This window comes from Campylobacter sp. BCW_6464 (assembly GCF_001762775.1).
GTDB classification, from domain to species: domain Bacteria; phylum Campylobacterota; class Campylobacteria; order Campylobacterales; family Campylobacteraceae; genus Campylobacter_D; species Campylobacter_D jejuni.
This window is the reverse complement of sequence record NZ_MJXM01000026.1, coordinates 67068-88919: the sequence shown is the minus strand read 5'-3', so window position 1 is coordinate 88919 and position 21852 is coordinate 67068. Positions and strand designations below refer to the sequence as shown.

Here is a 21852-nt window from a genome sequence, read left to right as displayed (position 1 = left end):
TTTCCAAACTCCTAAAAACACCCTATTCTCTTAAAAACCCTAAACAGCAACAAACTCTTTTTTAAACACAATTCTAAGCATCATCTAAAACAACAATAAAAATAAACATAGGATTTATATATAAAGTAAGCAATGAAGACATTTAACAAGTCCGCAATGAGCTACTTTCCCCCTGCCAGTAAGGCGTAGTATCATCACCCACGATGTGCTTAGCTTCTTGGTTCGGGATGGAGCAAGGCGTTTCCACATCTGTATAATCACGGACATTGTTATTTAAATATTCTTTGAAAGATTGAATTTAAAAAATAAAGATTAATCTTTTATTTCTTTACTTTTTTCTTTATTCTCTTTCTTCTTTTGTTTTTCTTTCTTCTTTACTTATCTTTTATCTTTGATAAGTTTTTATATAGAATACTTAAAAAACAATGTTAAGAGCAAGTTCTAATACAAACTTTACTTGAAAGATTTCTACTAAACTCTAAATATTATCTATATTCAAAGCTTTCTTAAAAACCTTAACAAGGAAGTGATGCTTTATTAAAGATAAGCCAAACGCTCTATTAGTACTGGTCAGCTAAAGGACTTTCATCCATTACACACCCAGCCTATCAAACTAGTAGTCTTCTAGAGAGCTTAGAGAAGATTCATCTTAGAGTTGGCTTCACGCTTAGATGCTTTCAGCGTTTATCCTTTCCAAACTTAGCTACGCTGCGATGCTCTTGGCAGAACAACAGCTACACCAGTGGTTTGTTCAACCCGGTCCTCTCGTACTAGGGTCAAATCTCTTCAATCTTCTTACGCCCACGGCAGATAGGGACCGAACTGTCTCACGACGTTCTGAACCCAGCTCGCGTACCGCTTTAAATGGCGAACAGCCATACCCTTGGGACCTGCTCCAGCCCCAGGATGCGATGAGCCGACATCGAGGTGCCAAACCTCCCCGTCGATGTGAGCTCTTGGGGGAGATCAGCCTGTTATCCCCGGGGTACCTTTTATCCTTTGAGCGATGGCCCTTCCACACAGAACCACCGGATCACTAAGACCGACTTTCGTCTCTGCTTGACTTGTATGTCTTGCAGTTAAGCTGGCTTATACCTTTATACTCTACGAACGATTTCCAACCGTTCTGAGCCAACCTTTGTAAGCCTCCGTTATTATTTGGGAGGCGACCGCCCCAGTCAAACTACCCACCAGACATTGTCCCACTTGAGGATAACTCAAGCTGGTTAGCTACCCAAATAAGAAAGAGTGGTATCTCAACAACGGCTCATATACAACTGGCGTCATATACTCAAAGCCTCCCACCTATCCTGCACATTCTTATCCAAGTAGCAGTGTCAAGCTGTAGTAAAGGTCCACGGGGTCTTTCCGTCTTGCCGCGGGTAGGAGGAATTTTCACCTCCACTACAATTTCACTGGATCCCTCTTTGAGACAGCTCCCATCTCGTTACGCCATTCATGCAGGTCGGTATTTAACCGACAAGGAATTTCGCTACCTTAGGACCGTTATAGTTACGGCCGCCGTTTACTCGGGCTTCGATCAAGAGCTTCGCTAATGCTAACCCCATCAATTAACCTTCGAGCACCGGGCAGGCGTCACACCCTATACATCCTCTTACGAGTTAGCAGAGTGCTGTGTTTTTGGTAAACAGTCGGGAGGGACTCTTTGTTGTAAGTTTCCTTGCTTTCGGAGTAAATCCTAATACAAAGCTAACCACACCTTATACCGAAGATACGGTGCTATTTTGCAGAGTTCCTTAAAGAGAGTTCTTCCACGCGCCTTAGAATACTCATCCCACCCACCTGTGTCGGTTTACGGTACGGGCAACATTAGCTAAACTTAGAAACTTTTCTTGGCTCGACGGCATCAGGGGTTCTTCTATCCATCCGAAGACTTCAAAAAGCCTTTCAGTTCTCGGAGTATTGTTATACGGATTTGCCTGTATAACCTCCTACGACCTTAGACTAGCACTTCCATCCGCTAGCCCCCTTAGCCCTAAGCGTCCTTCCATCGCACACTAATGTTGGTATTGGAATATTAACCAATTTGCCATCGTCTACCCCTTTCGGACTCGACTTAGGACCCGACTAACCCTACGATGACGAGCATCGCGTAGGAAACCTTGGGTTTACGGCGTTAATGATTCTCACATTAATTATCGCTACTCATGCCTGCATGCTCACTTCTATTCGCTCCAGCACTCCTTACCGGTATACCTTCGACGCAAATAGAACGCTCTCCTACCACTTGCACACAACTTAAACTACTTAAACTTTAAACCAAGAATATTTTTACTGATTTTACTAAGCTTTATTTCTATCTTTACTCTATAAAAATCAGTAAAAATATAACTTAAAACATATAACTTAGTTTTTTTATATTCTAAACTTAAATAATCTAAGTTGTGTGCAAGTCTACAGCTTCGGTACTTACTTTAGCCCCGTTATATTTTCCGCGCAAAATCACTAGACCAGTGAGCTATTACGCTTTCTTTAAAGGATGGCTGCTTCTAAGCCAACCTCCTGGTTGTTTAAGTAACTTCACATCGTTTTCCACTTAAGTAAGATTTAGGGACCTTAGCTGGTAGTCTGGGTTGTTTCCCTCTTGACGACGGATTTTATCACTCGCCGCCTGACTGCTGTGATTACATATAAGGTATTCGGAGTTTGATAGGGTTTGGTACATTGGTGTATGCCCTAGCCCATTCAGTGCTCTACCCCCTTATATTACGACACAACGCTATACCTAAATATATTTCGGAGAGAACCAGCTATCACGAAGTTTGATTGGCCTTTCACCCCTATCCACAAGTCATCCCGGGGCTTTTCAACGCCTATGGGTTCAGTCCTCCACTAGTTCTTACACTAGCTTCAACTTGCTCATGGATAGATCACTTCGTTTCGGGTCTGCAGCATCTGACTAAGCGCCCTATTCAGACTCGCTTTCGCTACGGCTTCGCGTTTGCTTAACCTTGCCAGACACCACAACTCGCAGGCTCATTATGCAAAAGGCAGTCCATCACACTGTATTGCTACATAGTGCTCTGAATGATTGTAAGCAAATGGTTTCAGGTTCTATTTCACTCTGATCACCTCAGTTCTTTTCACCTTTCCCTCACGGTACTTGTGCACTATCGATCTGGTATTAGTATTTAGGGTTGGATCGTGGTCGACCCGGATTCAGACAGGATTCCTCGTGTCCCGCCCTACTCAGGATACTGCTAGCTAAGCTTTGTTTTTCGCATACGGGACTATCACCCTCTATGGCTATACTTTCCAGAATGTTCTGCTAAACTCAGCTCTTGCACATTGCAGTCCTACAACCCCCAGTGCAAGCACTGGGTTTGCCCTCTTGCGCTTTCGCTCGCCGCTACTGACGCAATCTCTATTGATTTCTTTTCCTGAGGGTACTAAGATGTTTCAATTCCCCTCGTTCGCTCCTATATAGGTAATGTATATCTCTATACATTGGGTTGCCCCATTCGGAAATCTACGGATCAAAGCTTCTTGACAACTCCCCGTAGCTTATCGCAGTCTAGTACGTCCTTCATCGCCTTTACCAGTCAAGGCATCCACCATTCGCTCTTAGTAGCTTACCTTTTGATGTTCTTTTAGCAGATGAGCAAAGCTCATCCTAAAGAACCAAAGCTAAAGGCCTACCCCGCCAACCTAAAAGATATTAGGCTTAAAACGAAATAAACTAAACATTCATTAAAAAATTAATGTAGATAAAGCTTCAATTCTTAATCGCTAAAAAAACAATTTGCATAAAAGTTAGATATAACCTAACTTCTACCTTTTTTATTGATTCTAAAACGCATCACTTCCTTGTTAAAGTTTTTATGATAAGACTTCTTTATCTTAAGACGGAAAGCATTCAAACACTTAATATAAAACTAAATGATTTAGTCTTAACTAAGCTGTGAGTTTGAAACTTGTCTTTAATTTATAATCCTTAAATCTAATATTCTCTTTATTCATAGAAATAAAGACAGCTAAAAGTTAAGTTAAACTAAAGAAAAGATAAATAGGTTTTATCCTTTAACAAGTCCTGTAAAATTGTTTTTATTAAAACTTGCTTGTGACTCTTAACAATGATAATTAAAAAGAACATTAGGTTTAAAACCTAAAGGAAGTATATATATTAATATAATCATTATAAATATAAATACATAATGTATATGTTATTTATATCTATCTAAAGTATATTCTTTTATAGCTAAAGATAAAAATAAATCTAAGTATTTAGAGTTTATATTTTATATTTAATCTACTTTATATACTTGCTTTAGATTTTAAAGCTTCTTTATTCAAATCTTTTTTATGGTGGGCCTAACAAGACTTGAACTTGTGACCTCACCCTTATCAGGGGTGCACTCTAACCAGCTGAGCTATAGGCCCTTAATAAATGGTGGAGAATAGCGGGATCGAACCGCTGACCTCCTGCGTGCAAAGCAGGCGCTCTCCCAGCTGAGCTAATTCCCCATAAACAATTAGCTTTATCATCAATCTTTGAAATCTAAACAAGAATCAATTGAGTTTATATATTGAAGTAATAGTTGTGAGACTTATTACTTTGTACTCTAGAAAGGAGGTGATCCAACCGCAGGTTCTCCTACGGTTACCTTGTTACGACTTCACCCCAGTCGCTGATTCCACTGTGGACAGTAACTAGTTTAGTATTCCGGCTTCGAGTGAAATCAACTCCCATGGTGTGACGGGCGGTGAGTACAAGACCCGGGAACGTATTCACCGTAGCATGGCTGATCTACGATTACTAGCGATTCCGGCTTCATGCTCTCGAGTTGCAGAGAACAATCCGAACTGGGACATATTTTATAGATTTGCTCCACCTCGCGGTATTGCGTCTCATTGTATATGCCATTGTAGCACGTGTGTCGCCCTGGGCATAAGGGCCATGATGACTTGACGTCGTCCACACCTTCCTCCTCCTTACGAAGGCAGTCTATTTAGAGTGCTCGGCCGAACCGTTAGCAACTAAATACGTGGGTTGCGCTCGTTGCGGGACTTAACCCAACATCTCACGACACGAGCTGACGACAGCCGTGCAGCACCTGTCTCTAAGTTCTAGCAAGCTAGCACCCTCATATCTCTATAAGGTTCTTAGGATATCAAGCCCAGGTAAGGTTCTTCGCGTATCTTCGAATTAAACCACATGCTCCACCGCTTGTGCGGGTCCCCGTCTATTCCTTTGAGTTTTAATCTTGCGACCGTACTCCCCAGGCGGTACACTTAATGCGTTAGCTGCATTACTGAGATGACTAGCATCCCAACAACTAGTGTACATCGTTTAGGGCGTGGACTACCAGGGTATCTAATCCTGTTTGCTCCCCACGCTTTCGCGCCTTAGCGTCAGTTGAGTTCCAGCAGATCGCCTTCGCAATGGGTATTCTTGGTGATATCTACGGATTTTACCCCTACACCACCAATTCCATCTGCCTCTCCCTCACTCTAGACTATCAGTTTCCCAAGCAGTTTAATGGTTAAGCCATTAGATTTCACAAGAGACTTGATAATCCGCCTACGCGCCCTTTACGCCCAGTGATTCCGAGTAACGCTTGCACCCTCCGTATTACCGCGGCTGCTGGCACGGAGTTAGCCGGTGCTTATTCCTTAGGTACCGTCAGAATTCTTCCCTAAGAAAAGGAGTTTACGCTCCGAAAAGTGTCATCCTCCACGCGGCGTTGCTGCGTCAGGGTTTCCCCCATTGCGCAATATTCCCTACTGCTGCCTCCCGTAGGAGTCTGGACCGTGTCTCAGTTCCAGTGTGACTGATCATCCTCTCAGACCAGTTAAGCGTCATAGCCTTGGTAAGCCATTACCTTACCAACTAGCTGATACTATATAGTCTCATCCTACACCGAAAAACTTTCCCTACTCAACTTGTGTTAAGCAGGAGTATAGAGTATTAGCAGTCGTTTCCAACTGTTGTCCTCTTGTGTAGGGCAGATTAACTATACCTTACTCACCCGTGCGCCACTAATCCACTTCTAGCAAGCTAGAAGCTTCATCGTTCGACTTGCATGTATTAGGCACGCCGCCAGCGTTCACTCTGAGCCAGGATCAAACTCTCCATAAAAATTATAGATAGTTTAATCTTTTTCTTCAAAGAAAAAGTTATAAAAGATCAAAAGAAAAGCTTTTAATCTTTTTAAATTAGATTGAATAGATTTTACATAATTACTTATGCCTAAATCTTTCTGGCTCAATCGATCACTTATTTAGATTTCAAAGATTGACTAATAAGATTTGAATAACAATACTAAGTTAAAAGAACAAAACAAAAAATCATTTTTAAAAGAAAAGTTTTTAAATTAAAAACAAGATTTATAAAAAAGCTTTTTAGTTTTAAATTAAAAAATTAAGAAAGTTAAAAACTCAAATAATTTAAAAACTTAAAAAATCTAAAATAAAGTTAATTTATAAAATCTACTCAGTTAGTGAAACTTTATAATTTAAAAGATTTTAAGTCCTTTTTTTCAAAAAAGGAAATGAAAGTATAACCAATTAAACTTAAAAGGGGATTAAATAAAGGATTAAATAATATAAATATTTGTGTAAGTATTTATATAAGTATTTGGTGGGTTAAAAAATGGGGGCTATATTTTAATGATAATAAAAAATGCAAGATATAATATACTATTATTAGGATTAAAAGGCTTGACTTAGGGAAGATAAATTCCCTAAGTTTAGAAATATTAAAAAATTTTAATATTTTAAAAAATACTCTTGAATTTTTTTAGGATCACTTGTTTTTGTAAGCGCTAACATAAGCAAAACTCTTGCTTTTTGAGGATTCAAATCTTCAGCACTAATAAAACCTAATTTTTCATCTGAATCACTCACAGCAACACGACCTGCTACAACCCTTGAACTTACAACAACATCAAGTCCTTTTTTTATAAGCTCTTTTAAAACATTTTTTTGATCTTCATGTATACTTCCTGCACCACTTCCTGCAACAACTATGCCCTTAGTTCCATGTTCAAATAAAGCTTTTGCAGCGACACCACTACCATCATTTGAATAGCTATAAAGAATATCTACTTTTGGCAAACTTGTGAGTTTGCTTACATCAAAAGGAGCGTTTTTTGCATGAGCTTTAGTAACATTATTATAGAAAAAGACTTTACCATCTACTATATAACCCAAATCCCCAAAATCAGGAGAAGAGAAAGCATCAACATTTAAACTATGGGTTTTTACTACACCTCTAGCACTTAAAATTTTATCATTCATAGCTACCATAACACCCTTGCCCTTAGACTCTTTATCAGCAGCTAATGCTACAGCATTGTAAAGATTTTTTGGCCCATCTGCACTTATAGCAGTTGATGGACGCATAGCGCCAACTAAAACTACAGGCTTATCACTTTTAATGGTTAAATTTAGAAAATAAGCAGTTTCTTCCATGGTATCAGTACCATGAGTTATAACCACACCATCCACCCCTTCAGCAAAAAGCTTATTGATTTCTTTAGCAAGCTTTAGCCAAATTTCATCACGCATATTTGAACTATCAATATTTGCTATTTGTTCCCCACTAATATTAGCTAAATCTTGAATTTGTGGAACCGCTTTGATTAAAACATCTACACCAACAACCCCAGCTGTATAACCTGTTGTGGCAACAGCACTATCAATAGAACCCGCTATAGTTCCACCTGTTGCTAAAATAGCAATCTTTGGTTTAGCTTCTGCCATACATGCTCCTATAGATAAAAATACTAATACACATAATAGTAACTTTTTCACAATTCTCCCCTTATTTTGTTAAAATTCGTTTCATTAATGAAACTTATATAATATTAATAAATAATAAATAAAAATTTTATAAAATTTATAAAATTTCTTTAATAACAAATTGTGGAGTTACTAATCCTCTAAATTCATTCTTAGAAATACTTCCAAGCAAAGAAATATTTTGATTCAATTCTGGCTCTTTATCAAAATTAAAAAATAAAGCTTCTATGGTTTTATTTTCCTTGGTTAAAATAAGCTTTAAGTGTTTTTCATCTTTACCTAGAAGTTTTTTATTTTTTACACAAAGATTTTCTAAAACAAAAAAAGGTCGTGGATTTTTATGTCCAAAAGGTTCAAAAGATTCTAAAATTTCAAGCATTTCAAAATCAATTTCGCTAGGTTCTAAGATTCCTAAAATTTCATCCGTATCCAAAAATTCACTTTCAGAAATTTGCGAACATTCTTTTTTGATTTTATTTTTAAATTGTTCAAAATTTTCAGAGTTTAAACTGATTCCAGCAGCACCTTTATGACCACCATAATTGCTTAATATAGAATTTGTCTTAGAAATTAAAGCTAAAATATCAATCTTACCAACACTTCTTGCACTGCCTTTTAAGTGTTCTTCATTTTGAGAAAATACAAAAGCAGGTTTATTAAAATATTTAGCTAAACGACTTGCCACAATCCCTAAAACCCCTTCATGCCAATTTAAACCCGATACCACAATACAAGAATCGTTTTCATCGATTTGATTTAAACTATCTTCAAAAAGCTGTTTTTCTTCATCTTTACGACTTTCATTAAAACTAACAATTTGCTCTAGATATTCTAAAGCTTTATTAAAATCTTTAGTGTGTAAAAATTCATAAGAAATACTTGCATCATCCATTCTTCCAGCGCTATTTATAAGTGGAGCAATTAAAAACCCTATATTATCAAGAGCAAATTTATCCTTTTGATAATAATGCTTAATAGCCCTAAAAGCAGCTCTTTTGGATTTGTTAATATGATCTATACCACGCCTTACTAAAGCACGATTTAAATCTCTAAGCTCCATCATATCTGCAATAATTGCAATCGCCAAAAGTTCTAAAAATTTACTCATATCGTATTTAAGCTTGCAAACTTCTTTTAAAGCTGCTATCAAATACCATGCCACTTGAGCTCCACAAATTTCAATTTCTGGAAAATCACAATCTTTTTGCTTTGGATTGATAATGGCAAAAGCATCAGGCAAAACATCTTGAGGCATATGATGATCAGTGATAATCAAATCTATATTTTTTTCTTTGCAGAGTTTGGCTGCTTCAATAGCAGCTATTCCATTATCTACTGTTATTATTAAATTTACATCAAGTTCGTTGATAATCTCAGCATTTAATCCATATCCATCTTTAAAACGATTTGGAATTCTTACTATATAATCAAAACCTATATCATCGAAAAATTCTGCCATAATAACACAAGAAATGATTCCATCAACATCATAATCCCCTACTATGGCGACTTTCTCATTTTTTTCTACAGCTTCTTTGATGCGATTAGCTGCTTTATATGCATCCTTTAAACAGCATGGCAAAGGCAGATCACAAAGTTTGGTATGCAAATCTTTTTCAAAGCGTGAAGCCAAAATTTTTTTAATTTCATTTTTATTAATTATCTTCATAGTTTATAGCTGCCTTGATAAAACCGCAAATCACAGGATTAACATGCTCAAGTCTTGATGTAAATTCTGGATGAAACTGCACAGCCAAGAAAAAAGGATGACAGTTAAGCTCAACTGCTTCGATCAATCCTTTGCTTTCACCACTTACAATCAAACCGTGTTTTTCAAAATCTGCTCTATATTTTGGATTTGCTTCATAACGGTGGCGGTGGCGTTCTTTTACACTTTTTGCTTCATTATAAACCTTAGCCAAAAGGGATTTTTCCTTAATATCGCATTTATAAGCTCCTAAACGCATAGTTCCGCCTAAAGGAGTTTTTGCAGTACGAATTTGTTTTTCTCCATTTGTATCCATAAATTCATCAATCAAATAAACCACAGGATTTTGGCATTTCTCATCAAATTCACTTGAATTTGCATCTTTAAGTTTTAATACATTTCTAGCAACTTCCACCAAAGTAAGCTGCATACCTAAACAAATTCCTAAAAAAGGAATTTTATTTTCTCTTGCGTATTGAATGGCTTTTATCTTACCTTCTACACCACGATATCCAAATCCCCCAGCAACTAAAATTCCACTCACATCTTTAAATACTTCAGCACTTTCCATATTTTCAAGTTTTTCACTATCTACCCATTTTAACTCCACTTTAGTATCTAGAGCTGCGCCTGCGTGTATAATAGCTTCAGTAAGGCTTTTATAGCTTTCTTTTAAATCCACATATTTGCCTACAAAAGCGATTTTAACTTCATTGCTTGGAGCTATAACTCTTTTTACCAAAGAGTCCCAATTTTCCATGTTAGGTTTTAAATTTTTCAAATCCAAAATTTCAGCAATAGGGCTTAAAATATCTTGCTTTAAAAAATTAAGTGGAATTTGATAAATACTAGCCGCATCAACACTTTCTATCACGCAATTTTTTTCCACCCCACAAGAAATAGCAATTTTATCTTTTAAATCTCTATCAAGAGCTTTTTCACTACGACAAATAATCATATCAGGACTAATGCCTATGCGTCTTAACTCGCCTACACTATGTTGAGTTGGCTTTGTTTTTAATTCTCCTGTAGCCTTGATAAACGGTACTAGAGTAAGATGAATATTCATAGCATTATTTTTACCCACTTCCAAACGCAAAGCACGAATAGCTTCTAAAAAAGGCAAGCCTTCTATATCCCCAACAGTTCCGCCTATTTCAACGATGAGTATATCTTTGCCTTCTCCTGCTTTTTTAATGCGATCTTTGATTTCTCCTACTATATGAGGGATAACTTGAATGGTTTTGCCAAGATATTCTCCACGCCTTTCTTTTTCAATCACACTTTGATAAACGCGTCCTGTAGTAAAGTTATTATCTTGAGATAAACTCTCATCCAAAAAACGCTCATAATGTCCCAAATCAAGATCCGTTTCTGCTCCATCATCAGTTACAAAAACTTCCCCATGCTCAAAAGGACTCATGGTGCCTGGATCGACATTGATATAAGGATCAGCTTTTAAAATACTCACTTTAAGCCCTGAATTTTTTAAAAGTGTTGCGATAGAAGCAGCAGCTATCCCTTTACCCAAAGAACTTAAAACTCCGCCTGTTACAAAAATATATTTTGTTTGTTTCATTGATAATAAGCCTTATTTTTTTATCTAATTATAGCTTGATAAAACTTTTTATTTCATTAGAATTTTAAGTAAAAAATGCAAGAATTATAAAAAATATTTTTATCAAAAAAGGAATAAGCATGCAAATCACTTTACTTTTTCACACTCCATTATCTATTTGTTCTCATGCAACAAGAACTTGTTGGCAAAGCTTTGAAAAAGGCGATTGCGGTGGCGAAAAAGATAAAGAACTTATCGATCGCGTGGGCAATAAATTCAAACACGCTTCAACCTTAGAACATCTAAACTATACTTTTTATATACAAGGAATTTCAAGAGCTTGTTTGCAAGAAGTTGCAAGACACCGTCACACTAGCCCTAGTGTAAAAAGCACACGTTATACCTTAAAAGAACTTCGCAATGAAGCTGAATTTAAAATAGGAGATTTTGAAAATGCAAGCCGTTATCTTGTGCTTTGTGGTAATGAAGAGGTTGATAACGCAAGCATTAAAGCCTTAGAAAATTTACGCACTATTTTACAAAAAAGCATTAGTCTAGATATAGCCAAATACTGCTTACCAGAAAGCTATAAAACCGAACTTACACTAACAATTAATGCAAGAAGTTTACAAAATTTCATATCTTTGCGTAGTTCAAAATCAGCTCTTTGGGAGATTAGAAATTTAGCAAATGCTTTATTTGAAGCCTTACCACAAGAACACAAATTTATATTTGAACATTGCCTACATAAAGATATAGAATAAATCATACTAATTTTATCTTATTTAAAATATTTTTATGCTACCATTTATAAAATCAAGCTTTATGCAAGTATATTTTCATATACCTTGTGCTTGATTATAGTTTCTTATAAGGACTTTTTATGGATAAACAATTTTTTCAAGATTTTCTAATGATTTCACAAGCTCATACTATAACTACTCTTACTATGCTTTGTGTTGTTTTTTACGCATTAAAAAAAATGCGGGATATAAAAATCAATTTTTCTCTTCGCATGCTATTTGCGCTTTTAATGGGTTTGGGGTTTGGTTTTGCTTTGCAATATTTGGCAAATTTTCCAGATGCTAAAGAAGCAAGTAATATTCTTTGGTATAGTGAAACAAAACATTGGTTTGCATTTGTAAGTTCTGTTTTTGTAGCTTTTATAAAAATGTTGGTTGTTCCCCTTGTAAGCATTTGCATTATAAAAGTAATTATAGAAATTGATAAAAATATCAAAATATCCTCCTTGCTTGGAATAAGTCTTTTTTGGATACTCTTTAGCACAGCCATAGCTGCAACCTTGGGTATATTTTTAGGTTATAGTTTTGATTTAGGAAGCAATTTTGCTATACATGAAGGAGATAAACAAATTTGCGAAATTCAAACTTTTTCAAATATTATACTAGGGCTAATACCTAGCAACATCATTACAGCTATTAATAAAGAAAATATTATAGCTATTGTCATTTTTTCTTTTTTTATAGGAATTAGTGCTAAAAAAATTTCTACAAAAGAAGAGTATGAACAAGCCTTTAAAAGTTTTCATAATTTTATCCTAACCTTTTATAATATTATGATGAACATGACTGCTACAGTTATTAGATTTATGCCTTATGCTGTAGTTTGTATGATGGCTAATGTGCTTTTAAGCAATGGTTTTGAAGCTATCAAAACAGCTGGACTTTTTATAATGCTTATTTATATAGCTATGTTTATGATGTTCGGGGTGCATTTTTTACTTCTTGCTTCACAAGGGCTAAACCCTATAAAATATGCAAAAAAAGCATTTCCTGTATGGTTATTTGCATTTAGCTCAAGATCTTCTTTGGGCACTTTGCCTATGACCACTTCAACTTTGCAAAATAAATTTGGAGTTAATTCAGCTATAGCTAATTTTGTAGCATCTATAGGTACAACAACAGGACTTAATGGTTGTGCGGGATATTTTCCAGCTTTAGCGGCAGTTTTTGTAGCTTTTGCTACACATACACATATTGATTTTACATTTGCTTTAATGATAGTTTTGGTAGCTGTTATTGGATCCTTGGGTATAGCTGGAGTACCTGGAAGTGCAACTATGGCAGCTTCTATTATGCTAGCAGGGATTGGATTTGGTAATAATTTTGTCATGCTAAGTTTGATTTTAGCCATAGATCCTATTATAGATATGGCAAGAACAGCAAGCAATGTCTCAGGAGCTATGACTTCGGCACTTTGTACTGCAAAAAATCTAAAAGCTCTAGATAAAGAAATTTACAATTCTTAATCTTTTAAAACCCAATGCTTTTCATTGGGTTTTAGTATTTATTGGCAACCTTCACATTCTATGCTACGATCTGCAACATTGACTTTTTCACTATCAGGGCTTTCACTTCTTAAATAATAAGTAGATTTTACTCCAAGCTCCCAAGCGAGTTGATAAATTTCATTTAAATATCCCCCACTTGCTTTATCGAGTGACAAAAAGATATTTAAACTCTGCCCTTGATCGATCCACTTACCACGCACAGCAGCAGCCTTTACAAGAATTTTTTGATCAAGTTCGTAGGCTGGAGTATAGTATTGCCAAGTATCAAGGCTTAAATTTGGCACAACAACAGGTATCATACCACTTAAATTTTGTTCAAACCACTTTCTTTTATAAACAGGTTCTATAGTCTGCGTAGTACCCACCAAGATAGAAATAGAAGAAGTAGGCGCAATGGCCATCAAATAACCATTTCTCATACCATCTTTTTTAACTTTTTCTCTAAGTTTAACCCAATCGCATTCACTTTGATCAAATAAACCTTCTCTTAAAGTTAAAGCTTTAGCCTTAGGACTTGCTACATCAATAGGAAAAATCCCCTTGCTCCAGTTTGATCCTTCAAAATCTTCATAAGAACCTTTTTCAAGAGCTAAATTTGAACTCGCATTAATAGCCTCAAAGCTAATTTGCTCCATGATTTCATCGATTTTATTTAAATGCTCATCACTTCCCCAATGAATCTTAGCCTCAGCAAGCATTTGTGCCTCACCCATGACTCCAAGACCTATGGCGCGAGATTTTAAATTTGTATCTTTTACTTTTCTATGAGGATAAAAATTTAAATCAATTACATTATCAAGCATACGAATAGCCGTTGGCACAACACGCTCTATATCTTCTTTAGTATACACTTTGCTAAGATTTATACTTGCTAAATTACAAACGGCTGTTTTTCCATCATTTTTATATTTTTCCACTATATAAACTTTATTACCATCAATGCTATCTAAAGTTGATATTTTTTTGGCTGGTTTTTCATATCCCCCATCGATCACAACCTTTTGCTCTTCATCAAAATGAAGCTCATCTCCATTTTCAAAAACTACTTTAATTTGATAATAATTTGGCTCGGTATTTTGAAAAATTTCAGTACATAAATTTGAACTTCTAATAATTCCTACATGAGCATTTGGATTTGCTCTATTAGCACTATCTTTAAAACATAAAAATGGCAAGCCTGTTTCAAAATAATTTAGCAAAATTTTCTTCCAAAGCTCTTTAGCTTCTACGATTTCTTTGGTAATGCTTTCATCTTTTTCATATTCTTCATAGCGTTTTTCAAAAGCCTCGCCATATAAATCACACAAATCCGCTGTATCTGCAGGATCAAAAAGAGTCCATTTATCATTAGCTCTTACTCTCTTCATAAAAAGATCATTGATCCATAAAGCAGGGAAAAGTTCATGAGCACGGCGTCTTTCTTCACCTGAATTTTTACGCAAATCAATAAAATCACTTATATCCATGTGCCAAGGTTCTATATAAACGGCTATAGCTCCTTTTCTGGTTCCTAGTTGATCTACTGCCACGGCAATATCATTAGTAATTTTCAAGAAAGGTATAATCCCTCCTGCAGCGTTTTTATGTCCATCTATGCTTCCACCCATAGCACGCACTTTAGACCAATCCCAACCTATACCGCCACCAAATTTGGAAAGCAAAGCCATTTCTTGGTAAGAATCAAAAATACCTTCAATATTATCAGGAGTTGAACCTATATAACAAGAACTAAGCTGATGGCGCGTTGTTCTTGCATTAGATAAAGTCGGAGTTGCAAGCATGAGTTCAAATTTAGAAATTAAATCATAAAATTTCTTCGCCCATTCTTGAGGATTAAATTCATTCTGCGCTAAAAACATCGCAATGGCCATAAACATTTGTTGAGGAAGTTCTATAGGCATACCTTTACTATCTTTAATCAAATATCTATCATATAAAGTTTTAATACCAAGATAAGTAAATTGCATATCGCGTTCAGGTTTAATATAAGCATTTAAATCATCTAAATCGTATTTTTCTTTAAGACCAAGTAAAATTCTTCCTTCTTTTTCGCCCTTTTCAAAATACTCACGCAAATGATTATAGCGATTCATACCATTAACTTTTTTATATAAATCAAATAAAAAAAGTCTAGCTGCAACAAAGGTCCAATTTGGACAATCAATATCTATTTTATCTACTGCAGTTTTAATTAAAGTTTTTTGAATTTCTTCAGTTGAAATTCCATCACGAAATTGAATCTTTGCATCGAGTTCAAGTTCGCTTAAATTCACACCTTCTAAATCTTTTACAGCATCAGAGGTGCATTTTTTGATCTTAGAAATATCCAATTCTTCTGTGCGACCATTTCTTTTAATAACTTTCATTGCCTTCCTTGCTTTTTATTTAAATGTTCTTTTAAAAATTGCATCAACATTTTTTGTATAGTAGTTATAATCGAAACATTTTCTTACATCCTCTTCGCTCAAACTTTTTCTTAAATCCTCATCCTCTAAAAGTGCCAACAAAAACAAACTTTCATTTTTTTCATTGATAGCAGCCTTGCCATTTTGCAAATCCGCCCAAACTTTCATAGCATTTCTTTGAACTATTTTATAAGCTTCTTCACGACTAATGCCTTTAAATGGAAGCTCTAAAAGCACCCTCCCTGAAAATACAAGCCCGCCTGTAAGATTTAAATTTTTCATCATATTTTCAGGATAAACCAAAAGCTTATCAATCATATTTGTAAGACGCATAAGCATAAAATCAGCCGTGATAAAAGCATCAGGCAAAATAAATCTTTCGACACTAGAATGAGATATATCTCTTTCATGCCAAAGTGCAACATTTTCTAAAGCTGGAGTTACAAAAGATCTAAGCACACGACAAAGCCCTGTGATATTTTCACTTAAAACAGGATTTCTTTTATGTGGCATAGCTGAACTTCCCTTTTGTCCTACACTAAAATACTCTTCAGCCTCATAAACTTCAGTTCTTTGAAAATGTCTTATGGCTACAGCGATTTGCTCACAACTTGAAGCTAAAATCGCAATAGCAGAAATAACTTGAGCGTAACGATCTCTTTGAATCACCTGATTTGAAACAGGAGCGGCTTTAAGACCTAAATTTTTACAAACTTCTTCTTCAAATTCCAAAGGTGCATGAGCAAAATTTCCCATTGCACCGCTGATTTTTCCATAGCTTATCACTTCTTTTGCATGTTCTAAAAGCTCTTTTGCATGCAAAATTTCATCATACCAAATAGCTAACACCAAACCAAAAGTGATAGGCTCTCCATGAATTCCATGACTTCTTCCTACCATTAAGGTGTTTTTATGCTCCAAAGCACGCTTTTTGATCACTTCTAAAAGCAAAGAAACATCTTCTAAAATAAGCTCCAAACTCTCTTTTATCTGTAAAGCAACAGCTGTATCTATACAATCAGAACTTGTCATTGCATAATGCACAAAACGACTCTCTTCTCCCAAACTTTCACTTACACTTGTAAGAAAAGCGATAACATCGTGTTTTGTGGTTTTTTCTATTTCGTCTATTCTTGCAATATCAAATTTTGCATTTTTAAGAATTTTTTCGCAGTCTGTGTCATCAATGAGACCGAGTTTATTCCAAGCTTTTACAGCGGCTAATTCTACTTTTAACCACGCATCATATTTTGCTTGCATGTCCCATTTTTTAGCCATGATTTCTCTGCTATATCTTTCAACCATCTTTGAAACCTTTTTAGCTATAATTTTATATTTAAAAAACGGAAATTATATCAAATTATCCTAAGAAAGTTATTAAATGGCCTACATAAAAATAAAACTCTCAAACAATGGAAAAAAGGCGTTTCAAGTCCTTATGGAAAATTTAAAAATTAGCATAAATGAAGCACAAAAACTCATAGACAAAAAAAGACTTTTTTGTGATGGAATTTTAGTAGAAGAAAAGAATAAAATTTTAAATGGTTTAGTAGAGCTTATAGTCTATAAAAACAATCCCAAAGGAGTAGAAATTGTCTTTGAAAATGAAGACTTTGCCATACTTGAAAAAGAAAGTGGGATCTTAAGCCATCCAAATGGTAGACATTGCAAATACAGTCTTAGTGATGAAATTTGGCATCTTTGGGGAAAAGAGGCTTGCGTAGCACACAGGCTTGATAAAGAAACGAGCGGACTTATACTTATAGCCAAAAATAAAAAAGCTCAAATTGATCTTAAAAGCTTGTTTGAAAAAAAACTGGTTCAAAAAGAATACCTTGCTCTAGCTCATGGAAAAATAGAAGAAAATTTTATAGTTGATAAAGCTATAAATTTAACTAAAAACTACGATGATGTAAAAACAAGAATGCAAATTTGCAAAGAAGGAAAACAAGCTATCACTGAATTTGAAATTTTAGAATACTTTCCTAAAATCAACGCTACTCTTTTACTTTGCAAACCCTTAACAGGCAGACAACATCAAATAAGAGTACATTTGCATTATAAAAATCATACCATTTTAGGCGATCCACTTTATGGGCTTAGCAAAGAACAAATCGAAAGTATTTTAGATGAAAAATTAAATCCTAAAGAACGCTTAAAACTTACAGGTGCCTTGCGTTTGTGTTTGCATTCTTATCGTTTGAAATTTCAATATAAAAATCAAAATTTTGATATCAACTCAAAAATAAATATAAAAGAAATTTTTAACAATTCCATAAAATAAAATGATGTTTCACTACGCTACAATCAATCACTTTTTTACCAAATTTTAAAACAAAAAAATAATTCTTGCTAAAACTTTAAGTATAATTAAATAAAAAAGCGAGATTTTCTAATGAAATTTGTTAATTTTATACAGGATCAAAAACCCAATCTAGGAGTACTAAATTCTAGTGGAAAAATTGTAAGTTTTGCTGATCTTGGCATTGAAACTAACGATATGAATGAATTTATTATCTATTTTGATAAATTTAAACACAAGCTTACAGACTTGGATTCTAAAATAGCCTATGAAATTCCAAAAGAAGATTATCTAGCTCCTATTATAGAACCTCGTCAAGATATTATATGTCTTGGGATTAATTTTTTAGATCATGCCAAAGAATCTGCCAAATTTAAGGGTGAAAAATTTGAAGAAAGAGAATATCCTGTATATTTTGGAAAACGCTGCAATCAAGCTACGCCACCTTTTGGTGATATACCTTTACATGCAGATGTAACTTCTCAGCTTGATTATGAATGTGAGCTTGCATTTATTTTAAGTAAAGATGCTTATAAAATCAAAGCTAAAGATGCAAAAGATTATATCTTTGGCTATACTATTATCAATGAAATTTCAGCTCGCGAACTTCAAAAACGCCACAAACAATTCTACCGAGCAAAAAGTCTTGAAGGTAGCACTATAATGGGACCTTATATCACAAGTGTAGATGAAATTTCTTATCCTCCTAAACTCCAACTTCAAAGCTATGTCAATGATGAACTGCGCCAAAACTCTAACACCCAATTGTTTATTTTTGATATTGCTTATGTCTTAGAAGAACTTAGCGCGGGCATGCTTTTAAAAGCTGGAAGTATTATATCTATGGGAACTCCTAGTGGAGTGGGCATGGGGTTAAATCCACCTACTTTTTTAAAATCAGGAGATAAAGTACGTTGTGTCATAGAAAATTTAGGAGAACTTTGCAATAAAATAAAAAAACTTTAAATAAAAAATATCAATATATTAAACAATTTACCAAAATTAAAGTATAATGACATTCTGAGAAATTTAAACTTAAGGTAGAAATTTATTATGAAAAAAATAATAATAATTTTATGTTTATCTTATGCAAATATAGTCTTTGCAGTAGATATGATAACCCCTATTCCAAATTCCATCCCTTATGATAAAGAAAAAGCTAAGCTTGGAAAAAGTCTTTATATGGATAAAAGCTTATCCAAAGATGGAAAAGTTTCATGTAATACCTGCCATAGGCTTGATCAACACGGCGTTGATGGACTTGAATTTTCAATAGGAGTTGATAATCAACTTGATAAACCTTTTAACACTCCTACAACCTTTAATTCTGTGTTTAATTTTGTGCAATTTTGGAATGGCAGAGCCAAAGATTTAGCAGAACAAGCAAAAGTGCCTTTTTTTAATCCAAAAGAAATGGGACTAAGTCCTGAACTTCTTTTACAAAAAGTTAATTCTAATGAAGATTATGTAAAAACTTTTAAAAAACTTTATGGAGAAGTTACGGTAGAAAACATAGCTCTTGCAGTTGCAGAATTTGAAAAAACCTTAATCACTCCAAATTCTCCTTTTGATCGCTATCTTAGCGGAGATCAAAATGCTATTTCAGCTCAAGCTAAAAAAGGTTATGAAGATTTTAAAGCTAATGGCTGCATTTCTTGTCATCAAGGTCAAAATATAGGTGGAAATATGTTTCAAAAAATCGGTATTTTTGAAGAATACCCAAATCAAGAAGATTTAGGACGCTATGAAATCACAAAAAGAGAAGCTGATAAAATGATATTTAAGGTTCCTAGTTTAAGAAATATAGCCAAAACCGCGCCTTATTTTCATGATGGTTCTATACCTACTTTAGATGCTTGTGTTCAGTTTATGGCTTACTATCAACTAGGAAAATTTTTAGATCAAAAAACAGTTGATAATATAGTTGCATTCCTAGAAAGCTTGACAGGAGAATATCATGACAAATAAAAAAAGTTCATTTTTGATAAAATTTATTATTTTATCTACGCTAGTTTTAGCTTTTATTCTTGTTTTGCTAGGTATTATTTTTAACAACTACTCCTCATCTAAAGATAATAAAGACTTAATAAACATAGTTCAACAGCTACAAATTTCAGATGAAAAAATCAATTCCGTTTTTCAAAATAGTTTTAATTTTATTAACTATGATCCAAGTGTTCAAGCAATAAAAAAAATGCAAGAAAACTTTAAAAAACTTAAAACTTTTGGGATTGATATAAGCAAAGCGGAAGAAATTTTTAATGCCAAACTAATCCAGCTTAATTATTTCAAATCCGCAAATTCCATAGCGGTAAATTCAAAACTTTATTTGTTTGAGTTAGCTAAAAATTATTTTGAAGAATTAGAACAAAACCATGAAACAAATAAAAACAACTATAGAACAATGAGTTCTATGTTAAGCGTTCTTTCAACTGAAAGTATTTTGCAAAAAACAACACTCAATCAACTCAACAGCCTTATGAAAGAAATCAAAAACGATACAAAAAGTGAAAATTTACAACTTTTTCTAAAACACTATAAAATGATTGTAAAACAGATTTCTATTATGCAAGATAATTCTTCTATTTATGAGAATAATTCTCTTATGAAAGAGTTAAAACAACTTAACGCTTTCACTCAAAATGCTGTAGAACAATCTAATTTATTTAAATTTTATATCGCTTTAACAGTATTTGGAATCACTCTTGTATTATTTGTATTTTTTATTTTATTAACACTAAAAAAAGTCATCATGCCAATTCATACTTTAGAAAAACTAAGCGCTAATTTAGCTAGTAAAGAAGCCAATCTACACTCTCGTTTAAATATAGATCCAAAAAGCGAACTTGGACAAAGTGCTCAATATATTAATTCATTTATATCCACCGTTCAAAACTCAATCATAGAAGCCATAGAAAATGCTAAATCAAGTCATCAAAATTCACAAAAGCTCAAAAACAACTCTATGATGCTTGAAAACAGTTCTAATTCACAACATGAACAAATTCAAGGCGTTAAAGAAATCACCTATGTCCTAGATGATCATATCAATCTTGCGGGAAATTTAGCACAAGAAAGCATAGAAAATATGCAAGATATGCACATACTGATGGATAAGGTAGAACTTACTCTATCTGAACTTGTAAATTTAATAAATGAAAATAATGAAAAAGAGCAAAATATAGTAGCCAATATGGATAATCTAACTCAAAGTGCAGATAATATCATAGAAATTACAAGTTCTATTAGAGATATAGCCGATCAAACCAATTTACTTGCCTTGAATGCAGCTATTGAAGCTGCAAGAGCGGGCGAACATGGACGGGGTTTTGCAGTTGTTGCTGATGAAGTAGGTCAACTTGCCGATAAAACAAGTAAATCTCTTTTAAATATAAATGCTACTGTTAATGCTATAGTCCAACAAATCAATGACAACAAAGCCTTGATGGATCTTATCCATGATTCTATGAAAGAAACCTCTTTAAAAACCAATGATTTACAACAAGAACTTGTAAATTCTATGCATAAACTAGAAAGCTCTATAGAATCAACCCAAACCATGAAAGATAAAAGCATGGAAGTAAAAGATAAAATGCTTATCCTAGGAACAAGCATAGACAAGGTTAATGAACTTGCAAATTCTGTTAAAGATTTATCATCCGAAATCAATAATATCTCTCAAAATGTTCTAAATGGTGCGTCTAAACTCTCTGAAAAATTAAGTAGCTTTCAGTAACTTTTTTCGTGTTAATTTAAATTAACACGAAATTTTAATAAAAAATTTATCTTTAATTTATGTTTTTA

At 34.2% G+C, this 21852-nt stretch carries 11 protein-coding genes, 2 tRNA genes and 3 rRNA genes; 6 read left to right on the top strand and 10 right to left on the bottom strand.

All coding sequences use genetic code 11. From position 1 onward, the window contains the following. Positions 1-148: 148 nt before the first annotated feature. The 8 genes from rrf to AJ885_RS01165 form a co-directional block, all read right to left on the bottom strand. A 5S ribosomal RNA gene (rrf, locus tag AJ885_RS01200) occupies positions 149-265 on the bottom strand. A gap of 274 nt (positions 266-539) precedes the next feature. Further along, positions 540-3599: ribosomal RNA gene (locus tag AJ885_RS01195) — 23S ribosomal RNA — on the bottom strand. Positions 3600-4324: 725 nt separating this feature from the next. Then, a tRNA-Ile gene (locus tag AJ885_RS01190) sits at positions 4325-4401 on the bottom strand. Between the two features lie 8 nt (positions 4402-4409). Then, positions 4410-4485, bottom strand: a tRNA-Ala gene (locus tag AJ885_RS01185). Positions 4486-4587: 102 nt separating this feature from the next. After that, positions 4588-6100 (bottom strand): 16S ribosomal RNA (locus AJ885_RS01180). Together the 16S, 23S and 5S rRNA genes with 2 tRNA genes alongside form the textbook arrangement of a ribosomal RNA operon. Positions 6101-6729: 629 nt before the next feature. Beyond that, positions 6730-7776: a type II asparaginase gene (locus AJ885_RS01175; RefSeq protein ID WP_079396326.1), complete on the bottom strand. Its 1047-nt coding sequence runs from the start codon at positions 7774-7776 to the stop codon at positions 6730-6732. An 85-nt stretch (positions 7777-7861) separates the two neighbouring features. Further along, positions 7862-9433, bottom strand: coding sequence for a single-stranded-DNA-specific exonuclease RecJ (gene recJ, locus AJ885_RS01170; protein WP_070209968.1), 1572 nt, complete (start codon positions 9431-9433; stop codon positions 7862-7864). Then, positions 9420-11051 (bottom strand): CTP synthase, encoded by a 1632-nt coding sequence (locus tag AJ885_RS01165; RefSeq protein ID WP_070209967.1) that lies wholly within the window; start codon positions 11049-11051, stop codon positions 9420-9422. Before AJ885_RS01165 ends, recJ begins: the two co-directional genes overlap by 14 nt. A gap of 119 nt (positions 11052-11170) precedes the next feature. Between AJ885_RS01165 and thyX the strand changes: the two genes are divergently transcribed. After that, a complete protein-coding gene (gene thyX, locus AJ885_RS01160) occupies positions 11171-11794 on the top strand; it encodes an FAD-dependent thymidylate synthase (protein WP_002871158.1) in 624 nt (207 codons plus the stop codon). 119 nt (positions 11795-11913) lie between these two features. After that, positions 11914-13299 carry a cation:dicarboxylate symporter family transporter gene (locus AJ885_RS01155; RefSeq protein WP_070209966.1) on the top strand — a complete coding sequence of 462 codons (1386 nt, stop codon included), beginning with the start codon at positions 11914-11916 and terminating at the stop codon, positions 13297-13299. A gap of 38 nt (positions 13300-13337) precedes the next feature. On the opposite strand, the gene AJ885_RS01150 is transcribed toward AJ885_RS01155, so the two are convergent. Both AJ885_RS01150 and purB read right to left on the bottom strand, forming a co-directional pair. Further along, entirely contained in the window at positions 13338-15707 is a 2370-nt protein-coding gene (locus AJ885_RS01150; protein WP_002860869.1) for a ribonucleoside-diphosphate reductase subunit alpha, read from the bottom strand. Positions 15708-15722: 15 nt separating this feature from the next. Beyond that, positions 15723-17051, bottom strand: a complete 1329-nt coding sequence (purB, locus tag AJ885_RS01145; RefSeq protein WP_070209965.1) for an adenylosuccinate lyase — start codon at positions 17049-17051, stop codon at positions 15723-15725. 76 nt (positions 17052-17127) lie between these two features. Between purB and AJ885_RS01140 the strand changes: the two genes are divergently transcribed. From AJ885_RS01140 to AJ885_RS01125, 4 genes are all read left to right on the top strand, one after another. Next, positions 17128-18030 carry an RluA family pseudouridine synthase gene (locus AJ885_RS01140; RefSeq protein ID WP_002860867.1) on the top strand — a complete coding sequence of 301 codons (903 nt, stop codon included), beginning with the start codon at positions 17128-17130 and terminating at the stop codon, positions 18028-18030. A gap of 111 nt (positions 18031-18141) precedes the next feature. Further along, the gene (locus AJ885_RS01135) at positions 18142-19014 is read left to right on the top strand and encodes a fumarylacetoacetate hydrolase family protein (RefSeq protein WP_070209964.1); all 873 of its coding nucleotides are present in this window, start codon (positions 18142-18144) and stop codon (positions 19012-19014) included. Positions 19015-19101: 87 nt separating this feature from the next. Beyond that, entirely contained in the window at positions 19102-20016 is a 915-nt protein-coding gene (locus tag AJ885_RS01130; protein ID WP_044778565.1) for a cytochrome-c peroxidase, read from the top strand. Next, positions 20006-21784: a methyl-accepting chemotaxis protein gene (locus AJ885_RS01125; protein ID WP_002860864.1), complete on the top strand. Its 1779-nt coding sequence runs from the start codon at positions 20006-20008 to the stop codon at positions 21782-21784. The genes AJ885_RS01130 and AJ885_RS01125 overlap by 11 nt, the downstream gene beginning before the upstream one ends. Positions 21785-21852: the final 68 nt, after the last annotated feature.